Below are 12,286 nucleotides of genomic sequence, written 5' to 3'. Positions count from 1 at the left end.
ATCTACCCGCCCAAGCCGTCGATGCGCATCATCGGCGACATCATCGAGTACACGAGCCTGAACATGCCCAAGTTCAACTCGATCTCGATTTCGGGCTACCACATGCAGGAAGCCGGCGCCAACCAGGCGCTGGAACTGGCGTTCACGCTGGCCGACGGCAAGGAATACGTGAAGACCGCCACGGCCAAGGGCATGGATGTCGACGCGTTCGCGGGACGGCTGTCGTTCTTCTGGGCGATAGGCATGAACTTCTATCTGGAGATCGCCAAGATGCGCGCCGCGCGCCTGCTGTGGTGCCGCATCATGAAGGAGTTCGGCGCCAAGAACCCCAAGAGCCTGATGCTGCGCACCCACTGCCAGACCTCGGGCTGGTCGCTGACCGAGCAGGATCCCTACAACAACGTGGTGCGCACCACCATCGAGGCCATGGCCGCGGTGTTCGGCGGCACGCAGTCGCTGCACACCAACAGCTTCGACGAAGCCATCGCGCTGCCCACCGAATTCTCCTCGCGCATTGCCCGCAACACCCAGCTGATCATCCAGGAAGAAACGCATATTCCCAGCGTGATCGACCCCTGGGCCGGCTCGTACATGATGGAGAAACTGACCCAGGACATGGCCGATGCGGCCTGGGCCATCATCGAGGAAGTCGAAGCCATGGGCGGAATGACCCAGGCCGTGGACAGCGGCTGGGCCAAGCTCAAGATCGAGGCCGCGGCGGCCGAGAAGCAGGCGCGCATCGACTCGGGCAAGGACGTGATCGTTGGCGTCAACAAGTACAAGCTCGCCAAGGAAGATCCCATCGACATTCTGGAGATCGACAACGTCAAGGTGCGCGACGGCCAGATCGAGCGGCTCAACAAGATCAAGAAGGAGCGCGATACGGCCAAGGTGCAGCAGGCGCTGGACGCGCTGACCGCAGCCGCCGAAAGCGGCGAAGGCAATCTGCTGGACCTCGCCATCCAGGCCGTGCGCCTGCGCGCCACGGTGGGCGAAGTCAGCGATGCGCTGGAAAAGGTCTACAGCCGCCATCGCGCCGACACGCAGAAGGTCACCGGCGTCTACGCCGCGGCCTATGACTCGGCCGAAGGCTGGGACAAGCTCAAGACAGAAATCAATGCGCTGGCCGAGGAACTGGGCCGGCGCCCGCGCGTGATGATCGCCAAGCTGGGCCAGGACGGGCATGACCGCGGCGCCAAGGTCGTCGCCACGGCGTTTGCCGACCTGGGCTTCGACGTCGACATGGGCCCGCTGTTCCAGACACCCGAGGAGTGCGCGCGCCAGGCCATCGAGAACGACGTGCATGCCGTGGGCGTGTCCACGCTCGCCGCCGGCCACAAGACGCTGGTGCCGGCCATCATTGCCGAGCTCAAGGCCCAGGGCGCGGACGACATCATCGTGTTCGTCGGCGGCGTGGTGCCGGCGCAGGACTATGAATTCCTGTTCCAGGCCGGCGTCAAGGGCGTCTACGGCCCGGGAACGCCGATTCCGGCCAGCGCCAAGGACGTGCTCGAACAGATCCGCAAGGCTGCCGTGGCATGAGCCCTTCCGAGTTGCTCGAAGGCATTCTGCACGGCAGTGCGGCCGTGCAGCGCCGGGCGATTGCCAAGGCGATCACCCTGCTTGAATCGACACGCGCCGACCACCGCGCGCAAGCCGATGCGCTGCTCACCACGATGCTGCCCCATACGGGCAAGGCGTTCCGGCTGGGCATCAGCGGCGTGCCCGGCGTGGGCAAGTCGACCTTCATTGAAACCCTGGGCCTGTACCTGATCGGGCAGGGCCTGCGCGTCGCGGTGCTGGCGATCGATCCCTCGTCCTCGGTATCGGGCGGATCGATCCTGGGCGACAAGACGCGCATGGAGCATCTGTCGGTCCATCCCCAGGCCTACATCCGTCCCAGCCCCGCGAGCGGAACGCTGGGCGGCGTGGCCGAGAAGACGCGCGAGGCCATGCTGGTCTGCGAGGCCGCGGGCTACGACGTGGTGATTGTCGAGACCGTGGGCGTGGGCCAGAGCGAGACCGCGGTCAACGGCATGACCGACATGTTCGTGCTGCTGCAACTGCCCAATGCGGGCGACGACCTGCAGGCCATCAAGAAGGGCGTGATGGAGCTGGCCGATCTGGTGGTCATCAACAAGGCCGACATCGACAAGAACGCGGCCACGCGCGCTCAAGCCCAGATCACCTCCAGCCTGCGCCTGCTGGGCATGCATGGCAACCCCGATCACGCCACGCATGGCGCGCTGTGGCAGCCGCGCGTGCTGCAGATCAGCGCGCTGCTGGGCCAGGGCGTGGAAGCGTTCTGGCAGGCGGTGCAGCAGTTCCGCGAGATGCAGACGGCCAATGGCCGGCTGGTCTCGCGCCGCGAAAAGCAGTCGCTGGCCTGGATGTGGGAACGCGTGGACGCCGGCCTCAAGCAGGCGTTTCGCTCCCACCCCGAAGTACAGGCGCTGCTGCCGCAGACGCTGGCGGCCGTGGCCGAAGGCCGGCTGCCCGCATCGACCGCGGCGCGCAATCTGCTGGCCGCGCAGTCACAGGTTCCACATTCCCGCGCGCCACAATAGGGCACGCAGTCATCCATCCCCAAGAAGCGCGCGTGCCTCCGTGCCGCGCGACGACTCAGCAAGAAAGACGAGCATCATGCAGGACATTCTGGAGCGACTCGAGAAACAGCGCGCACTGGCGCGACTCGGCGGTGGTCAAAAGCGCATTGACGCGCAGCACGGCAAGGGCAAGCTGACGGCGCGCGAGCGCATAGAGCTGCTGCTCGACGACGGCACGTTCGAGGAATGGGACATGTTCGTCGAGCACCGCTGCACCGACTTCGGCATGCAGGACAACAAGATTCCGGGCGATGGCGTGGTCACGGGCTACGGCATGATCAACGGCCGGCTGGTGTTTGTCTACAGCCAGGACTTCACGGTGTTTGGCGGCGCTCTGAGCGAAACCCATGCCGAGAAGATCTGCAAGGTCATGGACCAGGCAATGAAGGTCGGCGCGCCGGTGATCGGCCTCAACGATTCGGGCGGCGCACGCATCCAGGAAGGCGTGGCCAGCCTGGGCGGCTACGCCGACGTGTTCCAGAAGAACGTGCTGGCCAGCGGCGTGGTGCCGCAGATCAGCATGATCATGGGCCCCTGCGCGGGCGGAGCGGTGTATTCGCCGGCGATGACCGACTTCATCTTCATGGTGAAAGACTCGTCGTACATGTTCGTCACCGGCCCCGAGGTGGTCAAGACCGTGACGCACGAGGAAGTCACGGCCGAGGAACTGGGCGGCGCCGTCACGCATACGACCAAGAGCGGCGTCGCCGACATGGCATTCGACAACGATGTCGAAGCGCTGATGATGCTGCGCCGCCTCTACAACTACCTGCCGCTGAACAACCGCGAGAAGGCCCCGCTGCGCGCCACCACCGATCCGTCCGACCGCGCCGACCGCTCGCTCGACACGCTGGTGCCCGAGAACCCGAACAAGCCCTACGACATGAAGGAGCTGATCGCCAAGACCGTGGACGACGGCGACTTCTTCGAACTGCAGCCCGACTACGCCAAGAACATCCTGATCGGCTTCGCGCGCATGGCCGGTCAGACCGTGGGCATCGTGGCCAACCAGCCGCTGGTGCTTGCCGGCTGCCTGGACATCAAGAGCTCGATCAAGGCCGCGCGCTTCGTGCGCTTTTGCGATGCGTTCAACATTCCCGTGCTGACCTTTGTCGACGTTCCCGGCTTCATGCCCGGCACCAGCCAGGAGTACGGCGGCATCATCAAGCATGGCGCCAAGCTGCTCTACGCCTACGCCGAGGCCACGGTGCCCAAGATCACCATCATCACGCGCAAGGCCTATGGCGGCGCGTATGACGTGATGGCCTCCAAGCACCTGCGCGGCGACGTGAATCTGGCCTGGCCCCAGGCCGAGATTGCCGTGATGGGCGCCAAGGGCGCGGTGGAGATCATCTTCCGTGAGGACAAGAACGACCCCGAAAAGCTCGCCGCGCGCGAAGCCGAGTACAAGGCGCGCTTTGCCAACCCGTTTGTCGCCGGCGCACGCGGCTTCATCGACGACGTGATCCTGCCGCACGAGACGCGCAAGCGCATCTGCCGCAGCCTGACGATGCTGCAGAACAAGCAGCTCGAGAACCCGTGGCGCAAGCACGGCAACATTCCGCTCTAAGAACGACAGCGCCAGGAAATCCATCATGTTCACCAAGATTCTGATTGCCAACCGCGGCGAAATCGCCTGCCGCGTGATCGCCACCGCCCGCAAGATGGGCATCGCCACCGTGGCCGTGTATTCCGATGCCGACAAGGATGCGCGCCATGTGCAGCTGGCCGACGAAGCCGTGCACATCGGTGCCGCGCCCAGCCGCGAGTCCTATCTGCTCGCCGACCGCATCATCGCTGCCTGCAAGCAGACCGGCGCCCAGGCCGTGCACCCGGGCTACGGCTTCCTGAGCGAAAACGAAGCCTTCGCCAAGCGCGTGGAAGAAGAAGGCATCGTCTTCATCGGCCCCAAGCACCATGCGATTGCCGCCATGGGCGACAAGATCGCCTCGAAAAAGCTCGCGGCCGAAGCCCAGGTCAACACCATTCCCGGCTACAACGACGCGATCGCGGGTGCCGAGCAGGCCGTGGAAATCGCGCGCGGCATAGGCTATCCCGTGATGATCAAGGCCAGCGCCGGCGGCGGCGGCAAGGGCCTGCGCGTGGCGTTCAACGACAAGGAAGCGTTTGACGGCTTTGCGAGCTGCCAAAACGAGGCACGCAACAGCTTCGGCGACGACCGCGTGTTCATCGAGAAATTCGTCGAGGAGCCGCGCCACATCGAGATCCAGGTGCTGGGCGACGCCCATGGCAACGTGGTGTTTCTCAACGAGCGCGAATGCTCTATCCAGCGCCGCCACCAGAAGGTGATCGAGGAAGCGCCGTCGCCGTTCATCTCCGAGGAAACGCGCGCGGCCATGGGCGCCCAGGCCGTGGCGCTGGCCAAGGCCGTGCAGTACCAGAGCGCGGGCACGGTAGAGTTCGTGGTCGGCAAGGACCAGTCGTTCTACTTCCTGGAAATGAACACCCGGCTGCAGGTCGAGCATCCCGTGACCGAAGCCATCACCGGCCTGGACCTGGTCGAGCAGATGATTCGCGTCGCGGCCGGCGAGAAGCTGGCTTTCGGCCAGGCCGACGTGCGCCGCGACGGCTGGGCCATCGAGTGCCGCATCAACGCGGAGGATCCATTCCGCAACTTCCTGCCGTCCACGGGCCGGCTGGTGCGCTTTCAGCCGCCGCAGCAGACCATGTGGCAGGGCGATACCGAGCACCTGCATGGCGTGCGCGTCGACACCGGCGTCTACGAAGGCGGCGAAATTCCGATGTACTACGATTCGATGATCGCCAAGCTCATCGTGCACGGCAAGGACCGCAACGAGGCGATCGCCAAGATGCGCGAAGCGCTCAACGGCTTCGTGATCCGCGGCATCAGCTCCAACATTCCGTTCCAGGCCGCGCTGCTGGCCCACCCAAAGTTCATTGCGGGCGACTTCAACACCGGCTTCATTGCCGAGCACTACGCGGGCGGCTTCCATGCCGAGGACGTGCCGCACAGCGATCCGCAGTTCCTCGTGGCCCTCGCGGCCTACATGAACCGCCGCTACCGCGAGCGCGCCTCGACCATCACCGGTCAGATGCAAGGCCATGAACTGCAGCTGGGCATCGACTACGCCGTGGTCACGCTGGGCGCCGAAGGCCGCAACCAGCACGCGGCGGTGCGCGTCGAGGACTTCGACCTGGCGCGCCATGCGAGCAAGGTCACGGTGCATGGCCAAGCCGGCGACAAGATCTACGACATCAGCAGCGACAGCCATCTGCGCGACGCACGCCTTGCAGGCCTGGTCAACGGCCAGCCGTTCACCGTGCAGATCGAACGCGGCACGGGCAAGAACCCGCTGGCCCTGCGCATTGCGCACAACGGCACGCAGATCGAAGCCCTGGTGCTGTCGCCGCGCGGCGCCGAGCTGCACCAGCTCATGCCTTACAAGGCACCGCCCGATCTGTCGAAGTTCCTGCTGTCGCCCATGCCGGGGCTGCTGATCGACATCGCCGTGCAGCCAGGCCAGAAAGTGCAGGCGGGCGAGAAGCTCGCCGTGATCGAAGCCATGAAGATGGAAAACATCCTGTTTGCCACGCAGGACGGCGTGGTCGGCAAGATCAGCGCCAGCAAGGGCGATTCGCTGGCCGTGGACGAGGTGATCCTGGAATTCATCTGAATTCCGCCCTGCGGCTTTAGCCCAGGGCCGCCTGCCGGGGCCACGCCAATGCACATGGCGTGGCCCCGGTCCGCTTTCCCCGCCCTCGGACACGATAGACAAGTCATATACCTGACACAAACGCAGTGCTCAGGGGGGTGCCTTGGGCAAAAGTGTAAGCAAAAGCATGCTATTTTTTTGGGCGGTATTCACGGCCCGAAAAGCATCGATCTCTCGCACTTTTCCCTTTGGTCTTTCCCACTGATCTTTTATGCACTTCAACAATCTCTCGGTCGCCAGCAAGCTCTGGACGACGATTCTGGGTCTCATGCTGTCCCTGCTGGCCCTGGGCACAGGGCTTTACGTGATCACGGTGCAACTCAATGCACAAACGGCGCAGGAGGTCCAGGCCGAGGAGGACCGCATTTCCCTGGCGCTGCGCTGGAAAGGCATGACCGAGCTGGCCGTCGAGCGCGTGGTGATAGGCGCGATCACCACCGATGAGTTGCTCAGCCAGCGGCTGCAACCGCAACTCAAGACCTCGATCCAGGCCGTATCGGCGGTGCAAAAGCAGATTGTCGACGGCGCCGACTCGCCCGAAGACAAGGTCCAACTGGAGCGCGTGGCTGCCGCGCGCGTGATCGTGCTCGATCTCGTCGCCCAGGCGCAGAAGACGCGCAGCGCCGGTGACGTGGAAGGCGCCCAGCGCGTGGTCAACGACAGGCTGCTGCCTGCGGTGGCGAGCTACATCGCGGCGCAGGAAGCGTTCATCTCGCTGCAGCAGCGCCAGCGCGACCAGATCAAGGCCGACGCGGTCGAGCGCAATGCAGTGGCGCGCTGGATCGCGGAAGCGGTCGCCGCCGTGGTGATGTTGCTGGGCATAGGCCTGGTCGCGCTGACCGTGCGCTCCATCACCCGGCCGCTGGAGCAGGCCGTGCGCCTGACCGATGCCATCACGGATGGCGACCTGACGATCGAAGTGCGCGATGACCGCAAGGACGAACTGGGCCATCTGCTGCAGTCGCTGTCGGCCATGGCCGCGCGCCTGCGCGGCGTGGTGACGGAAGTGCGCTCGGGTGTCGAATCGGTGTCTTCGGCATCGACGCAGATCGCCACCGGCAACCAGGATCTGTCGGCGCGCACCGAGCAGACCGCCGCCAATCTCGAGGAAACGGCGGCCAGCATGGAACAGCTGACGGCCACCGTGACCCAATCGGCCGACACCGCGCGCCAGGCCAACCAGTTGGCGTCCACCGCTGCCCAGGCCGCGGAGCGCGGCGGCGAAGTGGTCGGTCAGGTGGTGCACAGCATGCAGCAGATCACCGACAGCTCGCGCAAGATCAACGACATCATCGGCGTGATCGACTCCATCGCCTTCCAGACCAACATCCTCGCGCTCAATGCGGCCGTGGAAGCCGCGCGCGCAGGCGAGCAGGGCCGGGGCTTTGCCGTGGTCGCATCGGAAGTGCGCAGCCTGGCGCAGCGCAGCGCCGAGGCCGCCAAGGAGATCAAGCAGCTCATAGGCGCCTCGGTGGAGAACGTGGAGACCGGCTCGGCGCAGGTCGCGCACGCGGGCCGCAGCATGGAAGAGATCGTCAGCAGCGTACGCCGCGTATCGGACCTGATAGGCGAAATCACGGCCTCGTCGACCGAACAGCGCGACGGCATAGGACAGGTGAACCAGGCGGTGGCCAACCTGGACCAGATGACGCAGCAGAACGCGGCGCTGGTGGAAGAATCGAGCGCAGCCGCCACGGCCATGCGCGATCAGGCGCAGCGCCTGTCGCAGGTGGTGGCGGTGTTCAATGTGGGCGGCGCAGCGGCCAGGCCCGCGGCGCCGGCGCTGCAGCCCGCAAGAGCGGCGACGCCAGCGCCCAGGAAGGTGGCCGCGGCCCGGCCCGCATCGCCGCCGCGCCTGGCACCGACGGCGGCCATGCGCGTCAGCGCCGCTGCGCCGGCGGTGCGCCCCGCGGCCAAGGCCGAGGGCGAGTGGGAAAGCTTCTAGCCGTGCATTGAGGCGTGCTTGCCGGTGCAGGCACGCTGCGACAATGCCGCGGCAGCACGGCATTTGATAATGTCCGCATGAAAATCGACACCCTCACGGTCCAGCTGGCCCTGGCCGTCGCCGAGGAAGGCAGCATCTCGCGCGCGGCCGACAAGCTGCAGCTGGCCGTGGCCGCGGCCTCCAAGCGGCTCACCGACCTGGAGCGCCAGCTGGGCACGCCGCTGTTCAAGCGCGTGCCGCATGGCGTCAAGGTCACCGAGTCGGGCACCAAGCTGCTGGCCCATATCCACCAGATCGACAGCCTGATCACGCGCCTGGCCGACGACGCCCACGCAATGCGCGAAGGCCAGGACGGACGCATCATCATCGGCGCGCCCAAGGCGGCCATCATCGAATTCCTTGCCAGCGACCTGGCCCAGGTGCGCGCCCGGTATCCGCAGATCACGTTGCACATCATCGAAGAGAACAGCCGCATCATCCAGCAGCTGCTGCGCGACAAGGTCATAGACATAGGCATCTTCGAGAAGAAAAGCGGCTTCATCGATGTGGAGAAGTTCGACTACCGCTCGGACGAACTGGTCGCGGTCTACAGCCGCGCACATTTTTCGTTCGCGGATACTCCGCTCGAATCCGACCCGCTGCTTGATTGCCCGCTGGTCAGCCTGGGCCAGGGCTCGGCCGTGCTCGCGAGCCTGCAGCGCCTGCACCAGAGCCGGGGCCGGGCCATGGGCCGGCACCTCACCGTGAGCGGCTTCGACACCATGCTGGCACTGGTGCGGCATGGCCTGGGCGTGGGGCTGATGCCGCCGGCCGTGCTTGCGAGCCTGCACCCCGAGCCCGCGATAGGCCATGTGGCGCTGGCCGGCGACTGGCACCAGCGCACCTATGTGCTGGCCAGCGTGCAGGGCAGGGCCCAGGAGCAGACGCTGCGCAATGTCGTCTCGCAGCTGCTGAAGTAGGTTTCAGCCAGGGTTTCCTCGTATTTTTGTTGTTCAACGCGGCTGGGTTTCGCAAAACACGAACCCAGGCATGCTTGATGCGTTCTTGCCGCTGCTGGCGCGCTCGGCGAGCATTGCAGCAAACAAAACGCAGGAGACAAGATGAAGCGACGCGAATTCCTGGCCGGCAGCGCAGCTGCAGTGGCCGCGCCCTGGGCCCTGGCCAATGCCGCCGATCTGCCCAAGGGCCCGGTAAAAATCCTGGTGGGCTGGGCCCCTGGCGGCGGCACCGATGTGTTTGCGCGCATCGTGGGCCAGAAGCTCACGGACCTGTGGGGCCGCTCGGTGATTGTCGAGAACAAGCCCGGCGCGACCGGCGCGCTGGCCGCCGACTACTTCGCCAAGACCCGCTTCCATGATGGCCTGACGCTGCTGATGGCGCATGTCAACACGCATGCGATCTCGCCGCAGATCTTCAAGAGCATCACCTATGACCCGCTCAAGGACTTCGCGCCGATCGTGCTGATAGGCGCGACGCCGCACATCCTCGTGACCAGCCACAAGAACAGCTATGCAAGCGTCAAGGAAGTCGTCGAGCTGTGCAAGAAGAACCCGGGCAAGATCAGCTTCGGCTCGTCGGGCACGGGCTCGGTCCAGCACCTGGCCGCCGAAATGTTCAACATGGCAGCGGGCGTGCAGACCATTCACGTTCCCTACAAGGGCTCGGGCCCTATGCAGACCGACCTGATAGGCGGCCAGATCGATTTCAGCTTCGACACCATGACCGCGGCCACGGCCCAGGTCAAGGCCAGGAAGATGAACGCCATTGCCCAGACCCGCGTGAGCCGCGCCAAGGGCTTCCCCGAAGTCACGACCATGGACGAGCAGGGCTTCAAGGGCTTTGACGCTTCGAGCTGGTACGGGCTTGTAGGCCCCAAGGACATGCACAAGGACCTGGCCAGGCGCATCAACGCCGATGTCAACAAGGTGCTGGCCATGCCGGATGTGGTGGCGCGTTTCGACGGCTTCGGCGTCGAGGACGGCGGCGGTTCGGTGGAGAAATTCGCGGCCTTCATGGCCACCGAGTACAAGAAATGGGGCGAGGTCGTTCGCCTTGCCAAAGTGACCGAGGAGAGCTGAAATGAGCCAGAACACCCCCCCACTGCCGCTGCAGGGCATTCGCGTTCTCGATGTGAGCCAGGTCATGGCCGGCCCGTTTGCCTGCATGCTGCTGGCCGATCTCGGCGCCGACGTGATCAAGGTCGAGCCGCCCACGGGCGACCAGACGCGCGGCGCCATGGGCTTCAAGATGAAGGGGCCCGACAGCATGGGCTTTCTCAACATGAACCGCAACAAGCGTTCGCTGACGCTGGACCTCAAGAGCGACGAAGGCCGCGAGTTCTTCTACAAGCTCGCCGAGACCGCGGACGTGATTGTCGAGAACTACCGCCCCGGCGCCGTGCAGCGCATGAAAATCGACTACGAGACGATTCGCAAGATCAATCCCAAGATCGTCTATGTGAGCATTTCGGGCTTTGGCCAGAGCGGACCCTGGGCCACGCGCCCGGGCTTCGACCTCATGGCCCAGGCCATGTCGGGCGTGATGAGCGTCACCGGCTACAAGGGTGAAAAGCCGGTCAAGGCGGGCGTTCCCGTGGCCGACATAGGCTGCGCGCTGTTTGCCACCTACGGCCTGCTCGCGGCCTACATCGGCGCGCAGAAGTCGGGCCAGGGCCAGCATATCGATGCCTCGCTGTTTGACTCGGCGATGGCGTTCTCGATCTGGGACATGTCCGACTACTGGGGCACGGGCGTGCCGCCATCGCCGCTGGGCACCAGCAACAAGATGAGCGCGCCCTACCAGGCGGTGAAGGCGCGCGACGGCTACTTCGTCATGGGCGCGACCAACCAGAAGCTCTGGGCCAAGCTGTGCGCGCTGCTGCAACGCCCCGACCTGGTCGAGCACGCGGATTACGCCACCGTGGCGCTGCGCCTGAAACACCGCGAAGCGCTGATCGAGGAGCTCGAAAAGAGCTTTGCCCAGCGCGACAGCGAGGACTGGGTCGCCACCATGCTTGAAGCCGGCATTCCGGCCGGCCCGCTGCTGACCTACCCGCAGGCGTTTGAAGGCGAGCACGGCACGCACCGCAAGATGTGCATGGAGATCGACCATCCTATCGAAGGCAAGGTCAAGAACATCGGCTTTCCCGTGAAGATGCTGGGCACGCCCCAGCAGGTGCGCCGCCATCCACCGCTGCTGGGCGAGCACAACGAGGAAATCATGGCTGAAATCTACGCACTCTCCGCATGAACGAACTGGTCCAACTGCGCATCGCGCCTTCGGGCGCGGCGCATATCACCATAGCGCGTCCCGAGCGCCACAACGCCATGACGCAGGCGATGTACGAGTCGCTGCTCGAATGCATTGCCGAATGCGCGCGCAATCCCCAGGTGCGCGCCATCGTGTTTCGCGGCGCGGGCGGCAAGTCCTTCATCTCGGGCACGGACATCGCGCATTTCGCCGATTTCACGCGGGGAGAGCAGGGCATCGCCTATGAGGCCTTTGTCGAGAAGGTCATAGACAGCGTGGAGCGCATTGCCGTGCCGACCATTGCCGTGATCGACGGCTGGGCCGTGGGTGGCGGCCTGGCGCTGGCCACGGCCTGCGACTTTCGCCTGTGCACCGAAGGCGCGCGCTTTGGCGCGCCGATTGCCAAGACGCTGTCCAACACCTTGTCTTCGCGCAATATCGCGCGGCTGCAGGCCGCCCTGGGCGTGCCGCGTGTCAAGAAGATGCTGCTGCTGGCCGAGTACATCGACGCTGCCGAAGCCCTGGCCTGCGGCTTTGTCTACGCAGCCTGCGCGGCCGATCAACTGGGCGAACGCGCGAACGCGCTGGCCGAACGGCTGATGGCGCTGTCGGGCGTGACCCAGGCCGCCGTCAAGGAAAGCATTCGGCGCATCGTCATCGAGCAAAGTCTCGAAGATGATGACCTGGTGCACGCGGTCTATGGCAGCCAGGCCTTCCGCCAGGGCGTGGCCGGGTTTCTCAAGCGCTGAGCCCCGCGCTTTCCATGAACCGCCTGCCAAGGCGGTTTTTTT

The 12,286-nt window shown here is 65.2% G+C and carries 9 protein-coding genes; all 9 read left to right on the top strand.

The genetic code is table 11. The annotated features are described in order from the left end of the window. A partial coding sequence (gene scpA / locus RR928_RS14370) for a methylmalonyl-CoA mutase (RefSeq protein WP_332683055.1) occupies positions 1 to 1,542 on the top strand: 1,542 nt, incomplete at its 5' end. Further along, entirely contained in the window at positions 1,539 to 2,567 is a 1,029-nt protein-coding gene (gene meaB, locus RR928_RS14365) for a methylmalonyl Co-A mutase-associated GTPase MeaB (RefSeq protein ID WP_332536283.1), read from the top strand. The genes scpA and meaB, both read left to right, overlap by 4 nt. A gap of 76 nt (positions 2,568 to 2,643) precedes the next feature. Then, positions 2,644 to 4,176 carry an acyl-CoA carboxylase subunit beta gene (locus RR928_RS14360; protein WP_332536281.1) on the top strand — a complete coding sequence of 511 codons (1,533 nt, stop codon included), beginning with the start codon at positions 2,644 to 2,646 and terminating at the stop codon, positions 4,174 to 4,176. A 25-nt stretch (positions 4,177 to 4,201) separates the two neighbouring features. After that, positions 4,202 to 6,262: an acetyl/propionyl/methylcrotonyl-CoA carboxylase subunit alpha gene (locus tag RR928_RS14355; RefSeq protein WP_332683053.1), complete on the top strand. Its 2,061-nt coding sequence runs from the start codon at positions 4,202 to 4,204 to the stop codon at positions 6,260 to 6,262. A 250-nt stretch (positions 6,263 to 6,512) separates the two neighbouring features. Next, positions 6,513 to 8,246, top strand: coding sequence for a methyl-accepting chemotaxis protein (locus RR928_RS14350; RefSeq protein ID WP_332548814.1), 1,734 nt, complete (start codon positions 6,513 to 6,515; stop codon positions 8,244 to 8,246). A gap of 77 nt (positions 8,247 to 8,323) precedes the next feature. After that, entirely contained in the window at positions 8,324 to 9,205 is an 882-nt protein-coding gene (locus RR928_RS14345; RefSeq protein ID WP_332683050.1) for a LysR family transcriptional regulator, read from the top strand. A gap of 141 nt (positions 9,206 to 9,346) precedes the next feature. Further along, a complete protein-coding gene (locus RR928_RS14340; protein WP_332548817.1) occupies positions 9,347 to 10,324 on the top strand; it encodes a Bug family tripartite tricarboxylate transporter substrate binding protein in 978 nt (325 codons plus the stop codon). A gap of 1 nt (position 10,325) precedes the next feature. Then, a complete protein-coding gene (locus RR928_RS14335) occupies positions 10,326 to 11,495 on the top strand; it encodes a CaiB/BaiF CoA transferase family protein (RefSeq protein WP_332683045.1) in 1,170 nt (389 codons plus the stop codon). Beyond that, the gene (locus RR928_RS14330) at positions 11,492 to 12,244 is read left to right on the top strand and encodes an enoyl-CoA hydratase (RefSeq protein WP_332534597.1); all 753 of its coding nucleotides are present in this window, start codon (positions 11,492 to 11,494) and stop codon (positions 12,242 to 12,244) included. Before RR928_RS14335 ends, RR928_RS14330 begins: the two co-directional genes overlap by 4 nt. The last annotated feature ends 42 nt before the right edge of the window (positions 12,245 to 12,286 follow it).

Source organism: Comamonas sp. (genome assembly GCF_036666375.1).
Classification (GTDB): Bacteria; Pseudomonadota; Gammaproteobacteria; order Burkholderiales; family Burkholderiaceae_C; genus Comamonas.
This window is presented reverse-complemented; position numbering and strand designations above follow the sequence as displayed.

What these genes read in the sequence shown, in the direction of transcription:
- RR928_RS14360 (WP_332536281.1), top strand. Translation starts at nt 2,644, where the DNA reads ATGCAGGACATTCTGGAGCGACTCGAGAAACAGCGCGCACTGGCGCGA.
- RR928_RS14355 (WP_332683053.1), top strand. Translation starts at nt 4,202, where the DNA reads ATGTTCACCAAGATTCTGATTGCCAACCGCGGCGAAATCGCCTGCCGC.
- meaB (WP_332536283.1), top strand. Translation starts at nt 1,539, where the DNA reads ATGAGCCCTTCCGAGTTGCTCGAAGGCATTCTGCACGGCAGTGCGGCC.
- RR928_RS14340 (WP_332548817.1), top strand. Translation starts at nt 9,347, where the DNA reads ATGAAGCGACGCGAATTCCTGGCCGGCAGCGCAGCTGCAGTGGCCGCG.
- RR928_RS14345 (WP_332683050.1), top strand. Translation starts at nt 8,324, where the DNA reads ATGAAAATCGACACCCTCACGGTCCAGCTGGCCCTGGCCGTCGCCGAG.
- RR928_RS14330 (WP_332534597.1), top strand. Translation starts at nt 11,492, where the DNA reads ATGAACGAACTGGTCCAACTGCGCATCGCGCCTTCGGGCGCGGCGCAT.
- RR928_RS14350 (WP_332548814.1), top strand. Translation starts at nt 6,513, where the DNA reads ATGCACTTCAACAATCTCTCGGTCGCCAGCAAGCTCTGGACGACGATT.
- RR928_RS14335 (WP_332683045.1), top strand. Translation starts at nt 10,326, where the DNA reads ATGAGCCAGAACACCCCCCCACTGCCGCTGCAGGGCATTCGCGTTCTC.